Source organism: Catellatospora sp. NPDC049133 (genome assembly GCF_040648455.1).
GTDB classification, from domain to species: Bacteria; Actinomycetota; Actinomycetes; order Mycobacteriales; family Micromonosporaceae; genus Catellatospora; species Catellatospora aurea.
The window spans coordinates 296,496-319,402 of record NZ_JBEZDT010000002.1 but is presented as its reverse complement, the minus strand read 5'-3'; the positions used below and the strand labels follow the sequence as shown (position 1 = coordinate 319,402).

General features: G+C 73.6%; 16 protein-coding genes. 12 read left to right on the top strand and 4 right to left on the bottom strand.

All coding sequences use genetic code 11. The annotated features are described in order from the left end of the window. The first annotated feature begins 122 nt into the window (after nt 1-122). Nucleotides 123-905, top strand: a complete 783-nt coding sequence (locus tag AB0B35_RS03650; RefSeq protein WP_361040214.1) for a DUF4328 domain-containing protein — start codon at nt 123-125, stop codon at nt 903-905. After that, nucleotides 902-2,128 (top strand): threonine ammonia-lyase, encoded by a 1,227-nt coding sequence (gene ilvA / locus AB0B35_RS03645; RefSeq protein WP_361040212.1) that lies wholly within the window; start codon nt 902-904, stop codon nt 2,126-2,128. The genes AB0B35_RS03650 and ilvA overlap by 4 nt, the downstream gene beginning before the upstream one ends. A 169-nt stretch (nt 2,129-2,297) precedes the next feature. Here ilvA and greA read toward each other — a convergent pair whose 3' ends face one another. Together greA and AB0B35_RS03635 are read right to left on the bottom strand one after the other, a co-directional pair. Beyond that, nucleotides 2,298-2,786 (bottom strand): transcription elongation factor GreA, encoded by a 489-nt coding sequence (greA, locus tag AB0B35_RS03640; protein WP_360522080.1) that lies wholly within the window; start codon nt 2,784-2,786, stop codon nt 2,298-2,300. A 114-nt stretch (nt 2,787-2,900) separates the two neighbouring features. After that, nucleotides 2,901-3,341, bottom strand: coding sequence for a DUF4307 domain-containing protein (locus AB0B35_RS03635; RefSeq protein ID WP_361040210.1), 441 nt, complete (start codon nt 3,339-3,341; stop codon nt 2,901-2,903). 79 nt (nt 3,342-3,420) lie between these two features. Here AB0B35_RS03635 and mca point away from each other — a divergent pair, with 79 nt between their 5' ends. The 5 genes from mca (at nt 3,421) to AB0B35_RS03610 (ending at nt 9,716) form a co-directional block, all read left to right on the top strand. Further along, nucleotides 3,421-4,311, top strand: coding sequence for a mycothiol conjugate amidase Mca (mca, locus tag AB0B35_RS03630; RefSeq protein WP_361040208.1), 891 nt, complete (start codon nt 3,421-3,423; stop codon nt 4,309-4,311). A gap of 5 nt (nt 4,312-4,316) precedes the next feature. After that, nucleotides 4,317-4,538, top strand: coding sequence for a hypothetical protein (locus tag AB0B35_RS03625; protein ID WP_155374249.1), 222 nt, complete (start codon nt 4,317-4,319; stop codon nt 4,536-4,538). Nucleotides 4,539-4,647: 109 nt separating this feature from the next. Then, nucleotides 4,648-7,197 (top strand): bifunctional diguanylate cyclase/phosphodiesterase, encoded by a 2,550-nt coding sequence (locus tag AB0B35_RS03620; RefSeq protein WP_361040206.1) that lies wholly within the window; start codon nt 4,648-4,650, stop codon nt 7,195-7,197. 186 nt (nt 7,198-7,383) lie between these two features. Continuing rightward, on the top strand, nt 7,384-9,003 hold the full coding sequence (locus AB0B35_RS03615; RefSeq protein WP_361040204.1) for a hypothetical protein: 1,620 nt from the start codon (nt 7,384-7,386) through the stop codon (nt 9,001-9,003). A gap of 2 nt (nt 9,004-9,005) precedes the next feature. Then, on the top strand, nt 9,006-9,716 hold the full coding sequence (locus AB0B35_RS03610) for a PspA/IM30 family protein (protein ID WP_360522096.1): 711 nt from the start codon (nt 9,006-9,008) through the stop codon (nt 9,714-9,716). Nucleotides 9,717-9,802: 86 nt separating this feature from the next. Here the strand turns inward: AB0B35_RS03610 and AB0B35_RS03605 are convergent, their stop codons facing one another. Next, nucleotides 9,803-10,885: a DUF3626 domain-containing protein gene (locus tag AB0B35_RS03605; protein WP_361040202.1), complete on the bottom strand. Its 1,083-nt coding sequence runs from the start codon at nt 10,883-10,885 to the stop codon at nt 9,803-9,805. A gap of 65 nt (nt 10,886-10,950) precedes the next feature. On the opposite strand from AB0B35_RS03605, the gene AB0B35_RS03600 reads away from it, so the two are divergent. The 5 genes from AB0B35_RS03600 to purE all read left to right on the top strand — a co-directional run bounded on the left by AB0B35_RS03600 (nt 10,951) and on the right by purE (nt 17,644). Beyond that, nucleotides 10,951-11,484 carry a flavoprotein gene (locus tag AB0B35_RS03600; RefSeq protein WP_361040200.1) on the top strand — a complete coding sequence of 178 codons (534 nt, stop codon included), beginning with the start codon at nt 10,951-10,953 and terminating at the stop codon, nt 11,482-11,484. 136 nt (nt 11,485-11,620) lie between these two features. Further along, on the top strand, nt 11,621-13,633 hold the full coding sequence (locus AB0B35_RS03595; protein WP_361040196.1) for a thioredoxin domain-containing protein: 2,013 nt from the start codon (nt 11,621-11,623) through the stop codon (nt 13,631-13,633). A gap of 107 nt (nt 13,634-13,740) precedes the next feature. Beyond that, the gene (locus AB0B35_RS03590) at nt 13,741-15,918 is read left to right on the top strand and encodes a hypothetical protein (RefSeq protein WP_361040193.1); all 2,178 of its coding nucleotides are present in this window, start codon (nt 13,741-13,743) and stop codon (nt 15,916-15,918) included. 15 nt (nt 15,919-15,933) lie between these two features. Beyond that, complete coding sequence (locus AB0B35_RS03585; RefSeq protein WP_361040191.1) at nt 15,934-17,079, top strand: 5-(carboxyamino)imidazole ribonucleotide synthase; 1,146 nt, start codon at nt 15,934-15,936, stop codon at nt 17,077-17,079. 58 nt (nt 17,080-17,137) lie between these two features. Further along, nucleotides 17,138-17,644: a 5-(carboxyamino)imidazole ribonucleotide mutase gene (gene purE, locus AB0B35_RS03580; protein ID WP_360522114.1), complete on the top strand. Its 507-nt coding sequence runs from the start codon at nt 17,138-17,140 to the stop codon at nt 17,642-17,644. Between the two features lie 137 nt (nt 17,645-17,781). On the opposite strand, the gene AB0B35_RS03575 is transcribed toward purE, so the two are convergent. Next, on the bottom strand, nt 17,782-22,737 hold the full coding sequence (locus AB0B35_RS03575; RefSeq protein ID WP_361040289.1) for a permease: 4,956 nt from the start codon (nt 22,735-22,737) through the stop codon (nt 17,782-17,784). Nucleotides 22,738-22,907 lie beyond the last annotated feature (170 nt).

Genomic DNA, 22,907 nt, shown 5'->3' with positions numbered 1-22,907 from the left:
TTTCCTTCTTGCACGGAACGTGACCGACGGGGAACCGGATGATCCCGACTGAGCTGGGGTGGGTTTCAGCGGTGCCGGTGGTTCCGTTACTCTCCGTGGGCCCTCGACCCTGGAGAAACGCCGTGACCTGCCCACATTGCTCCGCCGTCAATCCGGCGACCGGGATCTACTGCCGCGCCTGCGGGCTGGACCGCACCGCGCCGCTGATCCACCCGCACGCCAAGCTCTACGGCGTGCACGGCATCGGCCTGGCCGCGGTGGCCGCGGTCGTGGTCTCGACGGTGCTCACCGTGCTGGGCGCGGCGCTGGCCCTGGTGCCCGGCGCCATGGCGGAGCAGGCTCAGGCCGACCGCGACACCGACCTGCTGCAGCGGGCCTACCTGGTCGAGCTGGCGATCACCGGGGTCGACGTGCTCGGCATGCTGGCCGCGGGCGTACTGGTGATCATCTGGCTGTACCGCGCCCGGGTGAACATCGACGCGTTCCCCGAGGCGCAGCCGGGTATGGCCGCGGGCTGGGCGATCGGCGGCTGGTTCATCCCGTTCGCGAACTTCGTCATCCCGTGCCGGGTGATGCACCAGGTCGCCTCCGCCAGCCTCCAGCACCGGCGGGTCGGCCTGTTCACCGGCCTGTGGTGGGCCGGGTACGTGGTGAGCTTCGCCACCTCGCAGATCAGTGGCCGCATGGAGCCGGACGTGAACACCTTCGCGGCGCACGTGGCCTATTTCGACGACATGCTCACCTTCGGCGTGGTCGAGGCGGTGGGCACCGTGCTCGCCGGGTTCTTCCTGGTCAAGCTGATCCTGTCGATCAGCGGCGCGCAGACCGCGCGGATCGAGCGCGGCCGGGCGGCGCACGTCCCCGTTGTGCCCGCGGCCGTGCCGAGTGGCACGATCAGCCTGTGACACCTGAGCTGGTCAGCCTGGCCGACATCGAGGCGGCGCGCGAGCGCCTGCGGTCCGTCGTACGCACCACCCCGATCGAGCCGTGCCGGCCGCTGTCGGCCAAGCTCGGCGGGCCGGCCTGGCTCAAGTGCGAGAACCTGCAGCGTGCGGGCTCCTACAAGGTGCGCGGTGCCTACGTGCGCATCTCCCGGCTCAGCGAGCAGGAGCGGGCCCGCGGTGTGGTGGCGGCCAGCGCCGGCAACCACGCCCAGGGCGTCGCGCTCGCGGCCGGGCTCTGCAAGACCAAGGCCACCGTGTTCATGCCGGTGGGCGCGCCGCTGCCGAAGGTCGCGGCGACCAAGGGGTACGGCGCGCGGGTCGAGTTCGCCGGCAACACCGTCGACGAGGCGCTGGTCGCGGCGCAGGAGTTCGCCGAGCGCACCGGCGCGGTCTTCATCCACCCGTTCGACCACCCCGACGTGATCGCCGGACAGGGCACGGTCGGCCTGGAGATCCTCGAACAGCGCCCCGACGTGCAGACCATCATCACCGGCATCGGCGGCGGCGGCCTGATCTCCGGCCTCGCCGTCGCCGCGAAGGCGCTGCGCCCCGACATCACCGTCATCGGCGTACAGGCCGCCGGCGCGGCAGCGGTGCCGCCCGCGCTGCGCGCCGGACGCCCGGTGCGCCTGCCCAGCATCGCCACCATCGCCGACGGCATCGCGGTCGGCCGCTGCGGCGACCTCACCTTCACCCACATCAGCAAGCTCGTCGACGAGGTCGTCACCGTCACCGACGAGGAGATATCCCGAGCCCTGCTGATGCTTCTGGAGCGCGGCAAGATGGTCGCCGAGCCGGCCGGCGCGGTCGGCGTGGCCGCCCTGCTCGCGGGCCGTGTACAGGTGAAGACCCCCGTCGTGGCGGTCGTCTCCGGCGGCAACATCGACCCCCTGCTGCTGCTGCGCGTCATCGAACACGGCCTCAGCGCCGCCGGCCGCTACCTCCACGTCAACGTCCGCTGCGCCGACCGCCCCGGCCAGCTCGCCGCCCTGCTCTCCCTGATCGCCGACCAGCGCGCCAACGTCCTCGACGTGGCCCACCAACGCCACGACCCCCGCCTGCACTTCGGCGAGGTCGAAGTCGAACTCTCCGTCGAAACCCGCGGCGCCGAACACTCAGACCAACTGGTCACCGCCCTCCGCACCGCCGGCTACCAGGTAGACGTCGACACCCCCTTTGCCTGACCCCACCCAAGATCGCGACGATCTTGCGCGGGCGGTGGGGACGACACGCCTGAATCCGGCATATCTCCAACAACTTAAGCAAGATCGTCACGATCTTGGGGTGAGGGCGGGAAACAGCGAGGGCCGGCGCTGCGGGAGCGGGCCGGCCCTGGGGCGGTGCGGGGCGGGGTCAGCCGCCGAAGGCTTCGAAGGAGACGACGGTGACCTTGATGTCTACGCCGCTGGGGGCGGTGTAGGTGACGGTCTGGCCCTTGCGGGCGCCGAGGATCGCCTGGCCGAGGGCCGACTCGGGGGAGTACACGGTGATGTCCGTGGTCGCCGCGATCTCGCGCGAGCCGAGCAGGAAGGTCTCGGTGTCCTCGGTGTCGTCGTCGAAGTAGATGACGACGACGTTGCCGATGGAGACGCTGTCCCCGCGGGGAGCCTCGCCGACGTGGGCGACCCGCAGCAGCTCCTGGAGCTGGCGGATGCGGCCCTCTGCCTTGCCCTGCTCCTCGCGGGCGGCGTGGTAACCGCCGTTCTCCTTGAGGTCACCCTCCTCGCGGCGGGCGTTGATCTCGGCGGCCATCGCGGGCCGGGCGGCGATGAGGTCGTTCAGCTCGCCCTGGAGCCGGTCGTACGCGTCCTGGGACAGCCAGGTGGCATCAGTCGTGGACACGGGCGTTCTCCTCAGGTCTTGCGGGTTCTCGGAAGTGGTTGCCGGTCGGCCATGCGCTGCAGTGGTAACTGCCCCCTTGAGCGCGATGGGCGAAGTTACCAACCTACCAGCGACTCACGCCGGGTGGCAGCCCTTAACCTCGCCGGTCACCGGACGTCCCGTCGTCGCCAGGCGGTGTGTCACCACGGTGCGCTCCGGATCCGGGCCCGGCCGCACGGTGACCTCCTCCAGTCCGACCTCGTGCCCGGTCTTGTCCCGGGCGCGGACGAGGCAGACAGCGGTGCCGTCGGCCGGCATCTGGATCATGAACGTCACCGCGACCTGCGTGTCGCTCATCTCGAACGCCGTCACCGACGCTGTGTAGTCTCCGTCACCGTACGCGCGGTAGAGGCGGGCGCCGATGAGCGTCATGGCCAGGACGGTCAGCACGCCCAGCACGGCCACCGTCGTGCGGGAGGCGCGACGCTGCTCACGGCGGCGGCCGTACCGTCCGGCCGGCCACGGCGCGCGTTCGGCCGCCTGGCCGGCGGCGGTGTCGGTGGAGGTCTCGGTCACCGGTGGGGGTCCTTCGTGTGACGCGTCAGACGCGTGAGGAACACTGTCAGGGTCGATTCTCGCACGTGGGGAGAGCACGGTGACGCAGCGGCTGCGACTGATGGCGGTGCACGCGCATCCGGACGACGAGTCGTCCAAGGGTGCCGCGACTATGGCGCGGTATGCCCGCGAGGGTGCGGAGGTGCTGGTCGTCACGTGTACGGGCGGCGAGCGGGGTGACGTGCTCAACCCGAAACTGGACCGCCCGGACGTCTGGGAGAACATCGCCGAGATCCGCCGTGCGGAGATGGCCGCGGCCCGCGACATCCTCGGCGTCGACCAGGCGTGGCTCGGTTTCGTCGACTCGGGCTGGGTCGAGGGCTACACCCACGACGACCCGTCCGGCCTGCCCGAGGGCTGCTTCGCCCGGGTGCCGGTCGAGGAGGCGGCGGCGCCGCTGGTGAAGCTGATCCGGGAGTTCCGGCCGGAGGTGGTGCTGACCTACGACGAGGAGGGCGGCTACCCGCACCCGGACCACATCCAGACCCACCTGGTGACCATGGCCGCGGTCGAGGCCGCCGCCGACCCGCAGCGCTACCCCGAGTTCGGCCCGGCCTTCGAGGTGCCGAAGCTCTACTACCACATCAGCTTCACGAAGCTGAAGTTCACGGCGCTGCACGAGGCGATGCTGGCGGCCGGGCTGGAGTCGCCGTACGCCGAGCGGCTCAACGACGACTGGGTCGGCGACAAGTCGCCCCGGATCACCACCCGGGTGCCCTGCGGCGAGTACTTCGAGCTGCGGGACGACGCCCTGCGCGCGCACGCGACCCAGATCGACCCGGACGGGCCCTGGTTCCGCGCGCCGCTGACCGTGCAGCGCACGGCCTGGCCGACCGAGGACTACCAGCTGGTCAGGTCGACCGTGGCGACCGCGATTCCCGAGGACGACCTGTTCGCCGGCGTACGCGCGCCGGCGGGAGCGGATAGGTGAGGCACATGCTGGAGATCCTGGCCGACAACAACTTCGGCGACACCCGGTCGGGCGACGGTCTCGCCGGTCCGATGGCGCTGCTGCTGATCCTGCTCCTGGCCGCTGCAACGGTTTTCCTGATTCGCAACATGAATCAGCGGCTCAGGCGGTTGCCCGAGACGTTCGATTCGGCGAGCATGAGTGACGGTGCGCGGACGGACTCGCCCGTCACGCCGGACCCTCGCTGAGGCGGACCGAGGGAATCGGACACGGCCTGTCGCGTCAGGCGGAGAGCGTGTCGTCTTCAGAAGGAGACGACGGGCCTCCGCCTCCGGTGCGCGCGGACAGGGGGCACGGATGGGCAGGTGGCTCACGCGGGCGGCGGACGGACTCTACCGCTGGTCCGGTGCAGCCTCGCTGACGTCGCGTGTCCGCATTGTCATAACCTGTCTCGTCGTCACCGCGGTGCTGGTCGCGGGTGTCGGCGCGATCCTCGGCGTACACGAGGGTGACCTCGGCCAGTTCGGGCTGCTCATCGGCCTGATCACGCTGGCCCACCTGTTCGGCCTGCGCATGCGCGTCGGCTCCACCACCATCGACGTCGACTGGGGCGAGGCCGCCCTGATCGTCGGCTTCGTCCTGGTGCCGGTCACCTGGATCCCCGCCGCGGCGGGCATCGGCGTGCTGCTGGCCAAACCGGTGGTGTCACTGGTCTCCGGCAACCGCACCAGCCCGGTCGAGACCGTCCGGGCCGCCGCCTCACTGACGCTGGCCGCCGCCGTCGCGGCGCTGGTGGTGTGGGTCGGCGGGGTGCCGGTCGCCCCCGGCGCGTCCGGGATGTCGGCGCAGGCCGCCGCGATCGTCGTGCTGGCCGCCCTCGTCTACCTGCTCAGCAGTGCCGTGCTGCTCGCGGTGCACCTGGCCGTGCGCGACGGGCAGAACATGATCGGGGTGGTCTGGCAGGCGCTGCGCGGCACGCCCGTGATGATCGTCGGCAACGTCGCGCTCGGCCTGGTCGCGGTGCGGTTGTGGGACAGCAGCTGGCTCTGGGTGCTGCCGCCGCTGCTGTGGCTGCTGCACCAGCTCTACGTGCACCGGGTGCACGAGGACGAGGAGCGCCGCACCTGGCGGGCGTTCGCGCTGGCCAGCCGCTCGCTGCACCGGCTCGACGAGCTGGCCGTGGCGCAGGAGGGCCTGCAGGCGGCCCGTTCGCTGTTTCCGGTGCGGGCGGTGGAGCTGACCGTGCTCGGCTCGCAGACCCGATACCGCAGCAGCCTGCGTACCGGCGAGGAGATCCTGGTCGAGCCCGCCTCGGAGACGCCGTCGGCGGACGCGGGCCGCGCGCCCGCGGTGACCCGGGCGCTCGAGGTGGCCGGCGGCCGGGTCGGCGTGCTCACCCTGCGGCTGCTGCGCCAGCGCGCCTGGGGCCCCAACGACCAGCACCGGCTGGCCGTGTTCGGCGACGCCCTGGCCGCCGCCCTGCACGACGCCGCCACCCACAGCGCCCTGCGCGAGCTGCGCGAGCGCACCATGTACGAGTCCCACCACGACCCGCTGACCCGCCTGCTCAACCGCGACGCCCTGATGGATCGCGGCGACGCGGTGCTGCGCGGGCTCGACGCCCGGGTGCCGGTCGCCCTGCTGCTGCTCGACATGGACCACTTCAAAGAGGTCAACGACACCCTGGGCCACCTCGCCGGGGACGAGCTGCTGCAGACCGCGGCGTCGCGGCTGTCCGGCGACGTGGGGCACGGCGAGCTGCTGGCCCGGCTCGGCGGCGACGAGTTCGCGCTGCTGGTCACCGACCTGCCCGGACTGTCCGCGGACCACGACGAGGTCGACCGGCTCAGCGCCGCGAACCTGGTCGCCCAGCGCCGGGCGCGCATGCTGACCGCGACGCTGGCCAGCCCCACCGAGGTCGCCGGGGTCACGCTGTCGGCCGAGGTCTCGGTCGGGGTTGCCGTGGCGACCGCGGGCGAATTCGACCTCACCGAGCTGCTGCGGCGCGCCGACGTCGCGCTGTACCAGGCCAAGGAGTCGGGGTCGCGGGTCGCCGCGTACGACCCGCACCGCGACCGGACCAGCACCGACCGGCTGGCGCTGGTCGCCGAGCTGCGCGCCGCGCTGGCCGCCGACGATCAGCTCCACCTCGTCCTGCAGCCCGCGGTCGAGCTGGACACCGGCGCGCCGTCCGGGGTGGAGGCGCTCATCCGCTGGCACCACCCGCGCCGCGGCCTGCTGCTGCCCAAACACTTCGTCCGCGCCGTCGAGGCCAGCGACCTGCTCGGCAAGTTCACCCGGCACGTGCTCGACCAGGCCCTGACGTTGGCCGCCGAGTGGACCCGGCAGGGCCTGGACGTGCCCGTCGCGGTGAACCTGTCCCCGCGCAGCCTGCTCGACCCGCAGTTGCCCGCGGACGTGGCCGAGCTGCTGCGTCGCCACAACATGCCCGCCTCCCGGTTGGTCCTGGAGATCACCGAGACGGTGGTGCTCAGCCCGCTGCCCGTCACCGACCAGGTGCTGCGTGAGCTGCGCGGGCTCGGGGTCCGGTTCGCCGTGGACGACTTCGGCACCGGGTTCTCGTCGCTGACCTTCCTCACCCGGATCGCGGTCGACGAGCTGAAGGTCGACCGCACCTTCGTCGGCCGGATGGCCGAGTCGCGGCAGGCCGCCGCCATCGTGCAGGCGGTCGTCGACCTGGGCCGCCAGCTCGGCCTGCGGGTCGTCGCCGAGGGTGTGGAGACGGCCGACCAGCGGGTCGCGCTGCGCCGCCTCGGCTGCGACGCGGGCCAGGGCTTCTACTTCTCCCACCCGCTGCCCGCCGACGAGATCACCGAAGCCCTGCACACCCTCACCCGCGCGGCCCGCCCCATCCGCCCCCTCCGCGCCCGCCCCCACACCGCCTGACCCACCCCCGGCCCGCCGCCCGCCCCTCCGCCCCGGGGCGCGGCCCACCTCCAGGCGCGACTCTTAAAGAGTTGCGGCATCAGGGCTGTGGATGACCGCGACTCCTAAAGAGTCGCGGCAGGTGGGGGCGATTGAGGGAGGGCTATTCGCCGGGTTGGGGGGGATTACGGGGGATATCGTGATCACGTGCCGGTGCAGACCACTGAGGTCGATCTCTTCTCGGTTCTGTGCTGCCTCGCGATCATCGTGCTGGGCGTGGTCCTGGTGCTGACGGTGGCCAGGCGGCGCAAGGGGCGCGGCCAGGGGACGGCGCAGGCCACCCCGCAGCAGACCGGCCCGGCCGACCCGTTCGCCGCCTACAGCGCCACACAGCTGAACACGTACGCCAACGGGCAGCTGGTGGCTGTGGACAACGCGGTGCGCACGAGCGAGCAGGAACTGGGCTTCGCCACCGCCGAGTACGGCGCCGAGGCCGTGACCACGTTCGCCACCGCGGTCGCCGCCGCGAAGGAGGACCTGGCCGCGGCGTTCCGTATCCGCCACCAGCTCGACGACGAGATCCCGGAGGACGACGCCACCCAGCGGCGGCTGCTGCGGGAGATCGTCGACCGGTGCTCGACGGTGGACAGGCGGCTCGACGCCGAGGCGGACGCCTTCGAGAAACTGCGTGCCATGCAGGCCAACGCCGAGGAGCTGGCGCAATCGCTGACGGCGCGCGCCGGGCAGCTGCGCGGCACGCTCCCCGCGGCCGAGGCGAAGCTGACCCGCCTCACCGACCGCTACACCGAGGGGGCGCTCACCGCCGTGGCGGGCAACGTCACCGAGGCCACCGCACGGCTCGACTTCGCCGACGAGCAGCTCACCGCGGCGGGCGCCGACATCGCGGCGGGCGACCGCGGCAAGGCGGCGCTGTCGCTGCGCGGGGCCGAGCAGGCCACCGGCCAGGCCGGAGCCCTGCTGGACGCGCTGGACAAGGCGGCCACCGATCTGGACGCGGCAGGGCAGCACGTGACCGGGCTGCTCGACGAGGTGCAGGCCGAGGTCGCCGCGGGCAAGGCCGCGATGCAGGCCGCAGGGAGTGCGGGCGGCGCGGACCAGATGAACCTCGCCGCCGCGGTGGCCCGCGCCGACCAGGTCGCCGGGGACGTGCGCACGCAGCTGGCGGGCGCGAAGACCGACCCGCTGGGCATGATGCGCCGGCTGGAGACAGCCGCTTCCGGCCTGGCCGAGGCCATGGGCGGGGTACGCGATGCCGCGAACCGCACCGAGCAGGCCCGCCGCCAGCTGGAGCAGACCCTGCACGCGGCCCGTGCCGCCGTCGACTCGGCGACCGGCTACATCACCACACGCCGCGGCGCGGTCGGCTCGACGGCGCGCGCCCGCCTGTCGGAGGCGCACGCCCAGCTCGACCGTGCCGAGAGCGGCACCGATCCGGTCACCGCGCTGGCCGCCGCGGAACGCGCGCACGACCTCGCCGCGCAGGCCGTCGACTCGGCCCGCGACGACGTCGAGCGCTGGTCCTTCCCGTCGGCGTACGGCGGCCAGCTCGGCGGCGGCCGCGTGATCATCGGCGGTCCCGGGGGCTTCGGCACGGCGGCCGCGGGCGGCATGGGTGGCGCGGTGCTCGGCGGCATCCTGCTGGAGAACATGCTCGGCGGCGGCATGGGCGGCTTCCGCATCGGCCTCACCAGCGAGGCGAACCAGCCGGCCGGCGCGGCAGCGTCCGTGGCGCCGCCGGTACAGGGCCGTTTCGGCGGCCCCAGCACGTGGGCGAGACCGGCGAAGGAACAACCAGGGGGGAATTGATCATGGCGGCACAGTCGATCCTCGGGCGCATCACCCAGATGGCCCGTGCCAATATCCACGCCATCCTCGACGACGTCGAGGACCCGCAGCAGATGCTCGACCAGATGGTCCGCGACTACACCGCGAACATCAGCGAGGCCGAGAACGCCGTCGCGCAGACCATCGGCAACCTCCGGCTGCTGGAGGCCGACTCGGCGGAGGCGACGAAGAACGCCGCCGAGTGGCAGGCCAAGGCCCAGGCCGCCAGCGCCAAGGCCGACCAGGTGCGCTCCAGCAACGCCGCCGACGCCGACAAGTTCGACAACCTCGCCCGGATCGCGATCGGCAAGCAGATCGCGTACGAGAACGACGTGAAGAGCTTCGGCCCGATGATCGCCGAGCAGACGCAGGTCACCGAGCAGCTCAAGCAGGGTGTCACCCAGATGCGCGGCAAGCTCGACGAACTGCGCCGCAAGCGTGACGAGCTGGTCGGCCGGGCCAAGGTCACCGAGGCGCGCGGCCGGGTGCAGAGCTCGGCGCGCAGCATCGACGCGCTCGACCCGAGCAGCGAGATCAACCGCTTCGAGGAGATGGTCCGCCGCGAGGAGGCCCGCCTCAAGGGCCACGACGAACTCCAGGCCTCCACCGTGGACGCCCAGTTCGAGGAGCTGTCCGCCTCGGCCCGCGACCAGGAGATCGAGTCCCGCCTGGCGGCGATGAAGTCCGGCCGCTGACGCCGTCCGCCCAGTGGCTGCAGTTTCGGGGAAAGAGCAGCCACTGGGCGATCTATACCCGCACTTTCCTCGAAACTGCCGGTCGGTCAGCGGCCCGCGAACGGGCGGCCGGTGTGCACGAGGGTGTGCCAGAGCTGTTTGACGTACTGGAGGAGTTCGTCGGGGGTGCCCCAGGTGGACCACGAAAGCGGGTCGCGGAGCATGTCGGCGGCGGCGCGGCCGACCAGCTCGGCGTCGAACGTCCCGCGCGGGCCGGCGTAGCGCTCGCACACGTGGGCGGCCAGGGGCGGGATGGCCGGACCCCGGAAGTCCGGTCCCACCTCGGCGGCGGTCAGCTCGAAGCCGGCATGCCACTCCAGATCCACGCCGAGTCGCGCGGCGAGTCCGGCGAGCACGTCGCCGGCGGCCGTGCCGCGGAAGCTCGGGTCGAGCACCAGCGCCTCGGCGTCCACAGCCAGGTTCACCGGCCCGTGGACCTGCACTTCGAGGTAGTCGTCCAGGGCCCGGCCGGGCTCGGCGGCCGGGGCGGCCCCGGCGAGTTCGCGCAGCGCCGCGAGCGGGTCGACATCGGGACGGCCCAGCGTCACGCCGGTTTCGCGGGCCTGCTCGACGAGCCCGGCCAGCACCGGTGCGAAGACGGCGAGCGTGCCGACGTCGGTGGGGCCGAGGTGGCTGTCGCCCAGGGTCACTGTGCAGCGCGCGTTCACCGAGGGCCGGAGCCGCACGTGGCAGGAGCCGAACCGCGGGCACGCCCCGTCGGGGTGGCCGAGCAGGTTCAGCCCGCCGTACAGCGGCCGCTCGGCGGGCAGCGCGCCCGGGTAGGCGTCGCCGAACAGGGCCTGCTCCCAGCGGTCGCGGTCGCCGCCGAGGAAGGCGGTGCGGCTGCCGTTGGTCACGCCGGTCTCGAACTGGCTCCGGTAGCGGCCGTCGGCGGCCATCGACTGGGCGACGGTACGCCCGTCGGACATCAGCCGGTCCGGGTGGAAGTTCAGCGTGACCCGCCCGTGCGTGGCCACGGCCGCCAGGAGTTCGGGCAGGTCGAGCACCTCTCCGAGGCGTTCCAGCGCCCGTGCGCGATGCCGGGTCGCGACGCCGGTGACGTGCGCGAGCGCCGCCCGTTGCGCGGTGGTCAGCGCCGTCGGCGCGTCCAGGAAAGCAGCCCCCGTCATGCCCGAGACCCCATCACACCGCCCCCACCGGCGGCAATGTCGTTACCTGATGAGACGTTTCCGAGGTGCTTCTGAGCTCGCACCTGAGGAGAAACGCTCACCTCGTCGTATGCGCGGCCCCGCCCGCGACGGCCGTGGCCGAGCTGGTCGGGCTGCTGCTGGCGGACGACTGGACGGTCCAGGTCGTGCCGACCGCGACCGCCGCGGATTGGCTGGATCTGCCGGCGCTCGAAGCGCTGACCGGCAACCCGATCGCGGATCGTTTCCGCAAGCCCGACGAGCGGCACCGGGCGGGCCCTCCGGATCTGGTCATCGTCGCTCCGGCCAGCTTCAACACGATCAACAAGTGGGTGGCCGGGATCAACGACAACGTGGCGCTGGGGCTGCTGAACACGACGTTCGGGCTCCGGGTGCCGACGATCGTCAGCCCGTACGCGAAGGCTGCTCTCGCGGCGCATCCCGGCTTCCGCCGCAACCTGGCCCTGCTGGCGGAGTGGGGTGCGCTGGTGACGGAGCGCGACGCACTGCGCCCCGAGCACCCGGACCAGCCGTACCGCTGGAATGCGATCATGAACCTGTTGCCCGTGCACCTGCGCTGAGGTGCAGTTTCCGGGTTTCTGCACTTATCCCGGCCGTGATTCGTGCAGTTCCCCGAAACTGCAGCTCCGGGGGAGCGGTACGGCGACAAATGGGGCACCGGGGCACGGGGCGGGGCGCTGTGAGAGGGTGGGACGTGTGAACCGACTCGGGGACGCGACCTCGCCCTACCTGCTGCAGCACGCTGACAACCCGGTGCACTGGTGGCCCTGGTGCGACGAGGCGTTCGAGGAGGCCAAGCGGCGCGACGTGCCGGTGCTGATCTCCGTCGGATACGCCGCCTGCCACTGGTGCCACGTGATGGCGCACGAGTCGTTCGAGGACGCGGTCGTCGGCGACCTGGTCAACGAGCACTTCGTGGCGATCAAGGTGGACCGCGAGGAGCGCCCCGACGTGGACGCGGTCTACATGTCGGCGACGCAGGCGATGACCGGGCAGGGCGGCTGGCCGATGACGGTGTTCGCCGCGCCCGACGGCAAGCCGTTCCTGTGCGGCACGTACTACCCGAAGCCGCAGTTCACCCGGCTGCTGGAGGCGGTCACCGAGGCCTGGCGGGATCAGCGCACCCAGGTGCTGGAGCAGGGTGACGCGGTGGTCGAGGCGATCGCGCGCAACCCGCTCGACGGCGGCGGCGAGATCACCAAGGAGCTGCTGGACCACGCGGTGGAGCGGCTGCGCGCCGACTACGACAGCGTGCGGGGCGGTTTCGGGGGCGCGCCGAAGTTCCCGCCGCACATGCTGATGCTGTTCCTGCTGCGCCACCACCAGCGGGCCAAGGACGCCGACGCGCTGGAGCTGGTGCGCCACACCGGCGAGGCGATGGCCCGGGGCGGCATCTACGACCAGCTCGCCGGCGGGTTCCACCGATACGCGGTGGACGCGACGTGGACGGTGCCGCACTTCGAGAAGATGCTGTACGACAACGCGCTGCTGCTGCGGGTGTACAACGAGATCTGGCGGCTGACCGCCGACCCGATGGCGCAGCGCATCGCCACCGAGACGGCCATGTTCCTGGTCAACGACCTGCAGACGGCCGAGGGCGGCTTCGCCTCGGCGCTGGACGCCGACACCGAGGGCGTGGAGGGCACGACGTACTCGTGGACCCCGGCGCAGCTGGTCGAAGTGCTGGGGGAGGACGACGCGAAGTTCGCGGCGGACCTGTTCGGGGTGACCGACTCGGGCACGTTCGAGCACGGCACGTCGGTGCTGGTGCTCAAGCGCGACATCGACGACGTCGCGCCGGAGGTGCAGCAGCGCTGGGAGCGGGTGCGCGGGCTGATGATGGCCGCGCGCCGCGAGCGGCCGCAGCCGATGCGGGACGACAAGGTGGTCGCGGCCTGGAACGGCCTGGCGATCACCGCGCTGTGCGAGTTCTGGCGCAACTACACCGAGGTCGGCGACGTCGCCGACGTGGAGAATGTGGACTTCCGGTCGATCGCGGTGGAGGCGGGCGAGCTGCTGCTGACGCGGCACGTCGTCGACGGGCGGCTGCGCCGGGTGTCCCGGGACGGTGTCGTCGGGCAGCCGGCCGGTGTGCTGGAGGACTACGGCTGCGTGGCCGAGGCGTACTGCGCCCTGCACCAGGTCACCGGTGACGGGCGCTGGCTGGAGGCGGCGGGGCGGTTGCTGGACACGGCGGGGGAGCGGTTCCGGGACGGGCAGGGCGGCTTCCATGACACCGCCGACGACGCGGAGCAGCTGGTGATCCGGCCCGCGGACCCGACCGACAACGCCACCCCCTCGGGGCTGTCGTCGCTGGTCAACGCGCTGCTGAGCTACTCCGCGCTGAGCGGGGAGCCGCGCTGGCACGAGATGGCCGAGCGGGCGCTGTCCACGGTGGTGCCGCTGCTGGCCCGGCATCCGCGCTTCGCCGGGTACGCCGCCGCGGGGGCGGAGGCGCTGCTGTCGGGGCCGTACGAGATCGCGATCGCGACCACGGACCCGGAGACCGACCCGCTGGTGCTGACCGCGATCGAGCACGCGCCACCCGGAGCGGTGATCGTGGCGGGTCACCCGGACGCGCCGGGCGTGCCGCTGCTGGCGGGCCGGACGATGGTCGGCGACCAGCCCACGGCGTACGTCTGCCGGGGCTTCGTCTGCGACCGTCCCGTGACGACGACTGTCGAACTGGCGACAATTCTCGCCCGATAGTGCGATATGAACGGCCAAACGGACAATCCTGGCTAGGCTGAGGCTTCCCCCGCGTGGCGTGCCCCGTGCCGCCACTGTCGCCCAGCCTTCCCTGAGGAGATGGTCGCGTGGCCGGTCTGGCCGCCCTGCTGAGCTTCGGCTCCGATCGCAGCTCCACCGACACGCTCACCGCACTGTCCCGCGCGCTCGCCCCGCGCGGCTCCGAGGAGGCCCGCGGCGTCTGCGGCTCCGCGAAGCTCCTGATCCGGGCGGCGATGCCGATCGTGCACCGGCTGGACACCACCACGCTGATCGTCGACGGCATCGTCGAGCTGAGCACCCTGGCCAACCGGTACGCCGATCGCGGGCCGCTGGGCCTGGTCGGCGGTCCCGACCCGTACACCCTGATCATGGCCGACCCGGACGGCCTGGTGCTGGCCCGCAACGGCGACGGCCCGCCGCTCTACTACGCCCGTTGCCGCGGCGCGGTGCTGGTCGCGAGCGAGCCCTCCGCGCTGCTCGCCGCAGGCGTGCCGGCCCGGCCCGACCCGGAGACGGTCGCCCGCTTCCTGGCCGTGGGCAGCTGCGACGAGGGCGCGGCCACCTTCTTCGACGGCATCCGCCGGGTGCTGCCGCACCAGGTCGTCGAGATCTCCGCCGGGCACACCGAGGGCTGGGTGGTCCGCGCGCACCCGCCCGTCCGGCACCGGGGTCACCCGATCACCGGCCGGATGGCGCTGCTCGGTGCGGTCGGCGAGGGACGGCTGGGGGTGCTGCTCGGCCCCGGCCTGCCCGGCGCGGCGGTGCTCGGCGCGGCGCTGTCCGAGCGCAGCGAGCCCCGCGGCCTGCCCGTGTACTCGGTCAACTTCCCGGGGCTGCCGGCGGACTCCTCCGCGTACGCCTCCGCGCTGCTCGGTCCGCTGCCCGACGGCCACGTACGGCACCGGGCGCTGCCGTTCTTCGCCGACGAGATCGACGTCGACGGTTTCCTCGCCGACGTCGGCGAACCCATGCCGGACCTGTCCAGCTACCTGGCCTGGGCGGTGGCGCGGGCCAGCGGCGGGGAGGTCGACGCGCTGCTCGGGGCCGGCGGCTGGAACGGGCCGGTCGGGCACCTGCCGCGCCTGGCCGACCGGGTCGCCAGCCGGTACGGCGTCGCGCTGCGCTTCCCGTACCGGGACCTGGAGACCACCGACGAGGCCCTGCGCGCCGAGCTGCGCGGATTCGCCGAGCGCACCCTCCCGCCGGTCTCGCTGCGCGCCGCCGCCGCGGCCCCGGCCGCCGCCACGCTGGAGCCGCCGCTGCGGGAGATCCTGCTGCGGCTGCGCGCCGAGACGATCAGCGCGCTGCTGTACCCGCGCCACGGCGGCACCGACCACGACGCGCTCGCCGTCATGCAGCACCTGCCGACCGCGCCCGAGGCCGACGTGGCCCGGCTGTGGCGGCGCTACCTGCTGGAACGCTGGCTGACCACGGTCCTCGGCCCGTACGAGCGCACCCCCGACGTGCCCGCCGCCCGCCCCGCGCCCGGCCCCCTGGTGATCACCGCGGCCGGCCAGGACTGGACCACGTACCCGGTGCTCACCGAGCCCATCGCGGCCGGTGACCGCTACACCGAGAAGTTCGCCTGGTACGTCGCCGAGTTCGCGCACGGCGCCGACAAGACCGCCCGGCAGGCGCTGCGCCGCCCCTGGCACCTGCTCGTCGCCGCGAAACCCGTCGCCGTGGCCCAGGGCCTGTCCCGCGCCATCTGGGAGATCGAGCCCGGCTCGTACGCCCGCGCGCTGGTCAAGCTCGCCGGGCCCGCGGTCGGGCTCGCCGACCCGTGGAGCATGCAGGTGGCGCTCGACCACGGCGGCCCGGTCCGGCTCGGGCTGGCGGTGCTCAGCGCCCGGCTAGGTCGCCGGGCCTGGTCCGAGCGTTTCGCCGGGCCGCTGGTCCGCTCCGTCTGCCCGCCCCGCGAGCAGGCCTGCCCGCCCGCGCACCTGGCCGTGGTGCCGCCGCCGCGCGACGCCGACCGGGTCGCCGAGCAGATCGTCGCGGCGCTGCGCAAGACCCTGCCCGACGAGGTGTACGCCATGCTCGCCGGCTGCGCCGTCGTCGGCGCCGGAGACGGCGGCATGCGGCTGCTGGGCTGGTCGTTGCCCGGTGAACCGCCCGCCGGGCTGCTGGAGCGGCTGTGCGAGCGCAACCCCTTCGGCCAGGGCGACGAGCGCACCCCGCTGGTGCTGGCGCTGTCCGTGCCCCGCCGCGTGGCGCAGCCCACCGGTCGCAAGGGCGCGAAGGCTTCGGCACGTCGGCGCTGATTAGACTCCTTGCCGATGGACACTCGCACCGGCCTCCCTGTCGTCGGCATGATCGGCGGCGGCCAGCTCGCCCGTATGACCCACCAGGCGGCGATCGCCCTCGGCCAGTCCCTGCGGGTGCTGGCCAACGACGTCGACGAGTCCGCGGCCCTGGTCGCGACCGACGTCCAGCTGGGCAGCCACACCGACCTGGACGCCCTGCGCACCTTCGCGAAGTCGTGCGACGTGGTCACCTTCGACCACGAGCACGTTCCCGGTGAGCACATCCGCGCCCTGGTGGCGGCCGGTCACAAGGTCTTCCCGGGGGCCGACGCGCTGCAGTACGCCCAGGACAAGCACCTGATGCGCCGCAAACTGTCGGAGCTGGGCGCGCCCGTGCCCCGGTGGGCCCCGATCGCCTCGGCCGCGGAACTGGTCGAGTTCGGGCTGCCCGCGGTCGTGAAGACCGCCCGCGGCGGCTACGACGGCCGCGGCGTGTTCGTCGTCAACGACGTCGAGGAGATCATCGACCTGCTGGCCAGCGGGGCCGAGCTGATCGTCGAGGAGAAGGTCGAACTGCGCCGCGAACTCGCCGTGCAGGTCGCCCGCTCGCCGTACGGGCAGGTCGCGGTGTACCCGGTGGTCGAGACCGTGCAGCGCGACGGTATCTGCGTCGAGGTGCTCGCCCCCGCCCCGGACCTGCCCGAGGACGTGGCGGTCGGGGCGCAGGAGCTGGCCATCCGCCTCGCCAACGAGCTGGGCGTGGTCGGGCTGCTGGCGGTGGAGCTGTTCGAGACTCCGTCGGGGCTCGTGGTGAACGAGCTGGCCATGCGGCCGCACAACTCCGGGCACTGGACCATCGAGGGTGCCCGCACCTCGCAGTTCGAGCAGCACCTGCGGGCGGTCCTCGACTACCCGATGGGCGACACTTCGCTCGCCGCGCCCGTGGTCGTCATGGCTAATGTGCTGGGCGGGCCCGACGGCGGCCTGTCGATCGACGAGCGGCTGCACCACCTGATGGCCGCCGAGCCGGGCGTGAAGGTCCACCTGTACGGCAAGCAGACCCGTCCCGGCCGCAAGATCGGGCACGTCACGGCGCTCGGCGACGACCTCGCCGACTGCCGCGCCCGCGCCGCTCGCGCCGGCCACTGGCTCACGTACGGCAAGGCTCCCGAGGCATGAGCAAGCGACGGGCCGCGCTCGGTCCGTCCGCCGCCACCCGGCGAAGGAAGGTTTCGGCATGACTGAGCAGACTCCCGCACCGCAGGTCGGGATCATCATGGGGTCCGACTCGGACTGGCCCGTGATGAAACCGGCGGCCGAGGCGCTGGCCGAGTTCGGCGTGACCTACGAGGTGCGGGTCGTGTCGGCGCACCGTACGCCGCAGCTCATGATCGATTATGGGCAGACCGCCGCGGACCGGGGCATCAAGGTCATCATCGCGGGCGCGGGCGGCGCGGCGCACCTGCCCGGCATGGTCGCCAGCGTGACCCCGCTGCCGGTGGTCGGCGTGCCGGTGCCGCTGAAGTACCTCGACGGCATGGACTCGCTGATGTCCATCGTGCAGATGCCCGCGGGCATTCCCGTCGCCACGGTCTCCATCGCGGGTGGCCGCAACGCGGGCCTGCTCGCCGCGCGCATCCTCGGTGCCCACGACGCCACCCTGCGCGCCAAGCTCACCGACTACGCCCACAGCCTCACCGAACTCGTCGCCCAAAAGGACGCGGCCCTCCAGGCGACCCTCTGACCCTGCCGGGTCCTTCGCGCCGCAGCCCTGAACGCGGTCCCGCGCCGCACCAAGATCGCTCGACTTGCCAGGCACCTGTGCGTATCAACGGTCAAGATACGCACAGGTGCCCGGCAAGTCCGATGATCAAAGACCGGTCAGCGGAGTTGCTTGTAGCGGTCGGTGGCGCGGCGGCGGCGTTCGGAGTTGGCGCCGAGGACGATGAGGACGATGCCGCCGACCAGGACGCCCAGCCAGGTCGTGCCGACCAGGGTGAGGGCGTGCAGAGCGGCGATGACGGTGACCGCCGCGCCGATCGCCACTGGGGCCTGCTGGCCGTAGCGGGAGCCGATCACGAGGGTCAGGATCGCGGCGACGAGCAGCCCGACCTCGCGGATCGGGTTGGTGTCGGTGACCAGCACGACCACGACGGTGGGCCCGAAGCCCGCGATCAGCGCCGGCCCGTACGCCGCCCAGCTGCCCAGCTGCGGGCGCTGCCGTAGCTCCAGCAGCCCGACCGCGAGCGCGAGCACCGCGAACGGCATCGTGTACGCCTCCGGCAGCGCGATGTCGGCGCTGCGCATGATGAGCCACCATGCGGCGATCTCGCTGGCCGCGGCGGCCCACCACAGGATCCGGCGCTGGGTCGGCGGCCGGCCCGCCCGGGTCGCCGCGATGCCGAGCACCGCACCCCAGCCGACGAGCAGCGCCGCGACCTGCGACGGGGCACGTACGGCCAGGGCCAGGGCGATCACTCCGGCGGTGTAGCCGGCCCACTCGACCGCGCTGGCCTCGCGTACCGCCTCCGGACGGGTGAACCGCGGGTGCAGTGCCGCGCCGACGATGAGGATCGCCCCGACGCCCAGCACGCCGAACGCCGCCCATTCCGGCTTCGCGCCGACCCGCAGGCTGACGGTCAGCACGAACAGCTGCGCGGCCAGTGCCGCGCCGAGCCAGCCCAGGATGCGGGCGCGCTGGCTCTTGCCGCCCAGCGCCGCGACGGCTCCGACGGCGACCGCGCCGCCGAAGGTGAAGATGGTCAGCCCCGGGGTGGCCAGCGCCCCGGCCAGGCCCGCGCCGCCCGCGATGAGGCCCAGCAGCAGCACCGCGACCCGCGCGGCCCGGACGGGCCGGTCGACGTCGTCACCGGACGGCGGCTCGGTGAGCGCGACGCTGAGCATGCAGACCGTGAACACGCCCAGCCCGGCCAGCACGCTCGCGGGCCAGGCCAGGCCGAGGCCGGTGGGGGCGATCAGCAGCGTCACCGCCGCGCCGGGGACCACGACGGACACGGCCCGGGTGGGCCCGCCGCCGAAGCCGACGGCCGCGATACCGGCGGCGACGGTGAGCAGCACCGCGGTCAGCACCGCAGCGACGTCCGTGGTGACCGTGCCGGTCGCGGGTGGCCCCTGCCAGATCGCGTTCAGGCTGTCGTACGGGCGGACCAGCGCGGCGTGCAGCGCGGGCGCGAGCGAGATGAGGGCGATGAAGGCCGGTGCGGCGGCCGCGGCGGCTGCCATCGCGCCCGGGTACGACGGGAAGCGCCGGCTGCGCTCGATCAGCTCCTGGCGGGTGTCGAACCCGACGCGCCAGCGCTGCGGCCCCTCCTTCGGCACGCGGCGCGGCATCGGCACGGCCACCCGTTCGGGGGTGAGGCCGAGCTGGTCGCGGGTGGTGGTGCGGAGCAGTTCGGCGAGCACCACGAGCAGGGCCGCCGCGGCGGCGTACACCCCGGCGGGATGTCCGTTGGCCAGTGCGAGCAGGGCGATGAGCGTGCCGGAGATCGCCACGCCGACCGTGCCCCAGCCCAGGTAGGGCGCGGCGGGCCGGCGGGCCGCGGCCAGCGCCGCGAGCCCGATGCTGACCCCGCCCAGTGCCGCGGTCAGCAGCACCTCGGGTTCCTTGCCGGCGCTCGCGGCGAACGCGGCCAGCGCCGCGGGACCGGCCAGCAGCACGGCGAGCACGCCCGCGCCGCCGAGCACGTCCAGGTGTCCGGGCGGCTGGTCGCCGGCCTGCCGGGCCTGGTCGGTCATCAGCGCGGCCATCAGCACGAGCGCCGCGCCGACGAGGGCGATCATGCCGAGCGCCGCGGCGGTGGTCCACGGGCGCACCAGACTGGCCCCGAGCGCGTGCAGTGCCACCGCGGTGGCCACGGCCAGACGGGTGTATCCGGCGCGCGCGTCCTGCGCCACGGCCGCCGCGAGGGCGTACCCGGTGGCGATGGTCAGGCCCAGCACGATCGGGGACCACCAGGGCCAGCCCAGGGCGGCGGGGGTGCCGACGGTGGCCAGGATCGCGGCGATCGCGGCGGCCTGGTGGCTGCGCGGCGGCGGCAGCACGACGGCCGCGGCGATCGCGAGCACCACCAGGGCGGCGGGCGCCTGCCAGCCGAACTCCACCCCGCCGCCGACCGGGGCCAGGTTGGCCGCCCACAGGTCGCCGGGCCGGGCGAGCGCCTTGATCCCGCCCGCCAGCGCTGGGTAGCCCGCGATGAGCACGAGGATGCCGCCGGCCATGGCGCTGCCCGCGACGGGTCCGCGGCGCAGCTCCTCCGGGAGCAGGCGGACGGCGACCCCGACCGCGAACACCAGCAGCGCCGACAGCACCAGCCAGTACGCCGGGGCGATCAGGTGCGCCACCCGGGCCAGGGCGGCGATCAGCGCGGTGGTGACCGCCGCGGCGGCGAAGTCCGCGCCGTCCAGGGCCCGGTCGGCCCGGCGGCCGGAGTCGATGTACGGGGCCAGCGCCAGCAGGATCGCCGCGACCAGCAGCAGCGCGCCCAGCCCGGCGTCGAGCACGCCCGCGCCCGCGGTGCCGAACGACGCCCCGGCCACGACCAGCGCGCCCAGCCCCGCACCCAGCGCGAGCGGGGTGCCCAGGCGGCGATGCGCGACCAGACGCGCCGCGACCACGCCCAGGGTGGCCGCACAGGCGAGGAACGCGGAGGCGAGCGCGACCTGCTCCCCGGCCGCGGGGTACAGGGTGAGCACACTGGTGCCGACGGCCAGCGGCGCGGCGAACGCGGCCGCACCGGCCGCGGCGTCGCCGAGCAGCCCGGTGGCGGGGGGCACGGGCAGCGCCCGCTGCGCCGCCGCGAGCAGCACCCCTGCCAGCGTGAACGCCACCATCAGCCCCGCGGTGGACCAGGTGTGCGCCAGCGCGACCCCGACCGCGGTCGCGCCGACCAGGAACGAGGCGATCAGATGCGTGCGGGCCGCGCGTGGGGTGGTCGCGGCCCAGGGCGCGCCCTCGGCGGCGCCGATGCCCGCGACGCCGATCCCGGCGGCCAGCAGCGCGATCGCCGCGGCGGCCAGCAGCCACTGGGTGGCGACCCAGCCCAGGCCCAGCGAGGCGGGTGCGGCCAGCGCGGTGAGCGCCGCGCCCGCCACGACGGTCTCGTGCCGCCAGGCGGCCGGCAGCGCCAGCGCCGCCGCGATGGTGAGCAGCGCGATCGTGGCGACCAGCGGCCAACCCGGGTGACCGGCCCGCTGTGCGATCTCGGCGGTGAACCCGGTCACGTCGGCGCTGCCGAACGGCCAGGCCGCGGCGACCGGCGCGAGCGCGGCCCGCAGCGCGCTGCCCGCGGTGAACAGGCCCATCACGACCAGGGCGAGGGTGGAGGCGAGTTGCGGGCCGCGCCGGGTCGGCTCCGGGATGGCCCGTACGCCCAGGCCGGTGATCGCGACAGCGGCGGCGATGACCAGCAATGCCCGGTCGGGCAGGGCGACCACGGCGACCCGCGCGGCCGAGCCGATGACGGCCAGCACCATGGCCCCGGCGGCGAGTTCGTTCAGCGGTGCCCGGCGCAGCATCAACGCGCCGACCAGCGCCACACCGACCGCCAGCAGCAGCGTGCCGGAGGCGCGCAGCACCGACGGCACCGTGTCGGCGGTGAGCAGGGCGGCCACGGCGTACACGGTGGCGGCGGCGATGGCCAGCCCGTGCAGCACCCAGGCCAGCTCGCGCAGCCAGAACGCGGAGCGCCGGGTCGCCGTGGCGGCCGTATCGGGCCGCCGCATGAATGTCGCGACGCTCTCGGGAAGCCCGGCGGTCTTCGCCGACGCGGGCCGGGCAGGGACGTTGGCCAACTCGACCGCGCGGGCGATCACGGCGTTCTGCGCGGCGACCACGGTCAGCACCACGGCCCAGCCGGCCGGCCCGTGGATCAGGTCGTACACCAGCAGCGGCAGCACCGGCTGGATGGCGATCACGACGGCATAGCGCGGGATGGTCAGCCCGGTGGCCCGGTGGTAGAAGTACGAGATCCCGGCCGTCGCGGCGAAGACCAGCCCGGCCACGACGGCCAGCGACGTGTCGATCAGGCTCAACTGCGCCAGCAGATAGCCGTCGACGGGCAGCAGCGCCAGGCCGACTGCGGCCAGCGCCTCCGCGGTCGCGGACAGGCCGCCCCGGACCAGGCTCGGCGCGATGCCGAGCAGCGCGACGGTGGCCACCGCCAGCACGGTGAGCCGGATGCCGGGGGCGACGTTGCTGAGCGCGACCGCGCCGAACACCACCGCGGCGATGCCGAGCAGCAGCGAGCCCAGCGCGAGCATGATGTTCTGCACCGAACGCGCGGACGCCTCCGGCGGCGGCTCGGCCATCGACTCAGGCAGCGGCGCGACCCGTGGCCCGCCGCCGCCCCGCGCCGAGTCGGTGGGCCGACCCGAGCCTGGCGGCCGGGCCGCGTCACCGGGCCGACCCGTGCCGACACCACGAGGGGCGGTAGGGGCCTGGCGGGGCGCCGTGGCGTCGTCCCCTGCCGCGGGGCTGGTCGCCGCCGGATCCGCCGACTCCGCGGGCGGCACGGCGGGGTCCTTCGCGCCGGGCGGCCGGGGGATCCAGCGGCGCTGCTTGGGGGCGGCCTTCTTCTGCCGCTGCGCCTCGGCGTGGGCGAGGATGTCGCGCTGGTACAGCGCCGCCTGCAGCTTGCCACTCAGCTTCTTGCGCTCGCCGGACAGGCGCAGGTCCTCGGCGTTCATGTCGGCGATGGCCTTGTTGAGCCGGGCCACCTCGGCCGCGAGCTGCTCCGGGGTGTTGCCGCAGTGCGGGCAGCGCACCGACGGATCCCGTTCCCGGCCACACATCGAGCACGTGCTGGTGGCCGCAGCCATGGCTACCTCCGACTCCAAGCACGTCACCTTGACGACGCGGCGTATGGATCCACTCAGCAGCAGCATGCCTAATAGGAGTGACCTTTGAAAAGCCCCATTTCAGTCAGCAAGTGGATCGCGGGGACACGCCGCACCCCACGTAAACGAAAGGGCCCGGCCGCGCGGTGCGG

Coding starts and splice junctions, on each gene's coding strand:
- AB0B35_RS03575 (WP_361040289.1), bottom strand. CDS start 22,737: ATGGCTGCGGCCACCAGCACGTGCTCGATGTGTGGCCGGGAACGGGAT.
- purE (WP_360522114.1), top strand. CDS start 17,138: ATGACTGAGCAGACTCCCGCACCGCAGGTCGGGATCATCATGGGGTCC.
- AB0B35_RS03625 (WP_155374249.1), top strand. CDS start 4,317: ATGCTGGAGATCCTGGCCGACAACAACTTCGGCGACACCCGGTCGGGC.
- AB0B35_RS03620 (WP_361040206.1), top strand. CDS start 4,648: ATGGGCAGGTGGCTCACGCGGGCGGCGGACGGACTCTACCGCTGGTCC.
- AB0B35_RS03610 (WP_360522096.1), top strand. CDS start 9,006: ATGGCGGCACAGTCGATCCTCGGGCGCATCACCCAGATGGCCCGTGCC.
- AB0B35_RS03605 (WP_361040202.1), bottom strand. CDS start 10,885: ATGACGGGGGCTGCTTTCCTGGACGCGCCGACGGCGCTGACCACCGCG.
- AB0B35_RS03585 (WP_361040191.1), top strand. CDS start 15,934: ATGGACACTCGCACCGGCCTCCCTGTCGTCGGCATGATCGGCGGCGGC.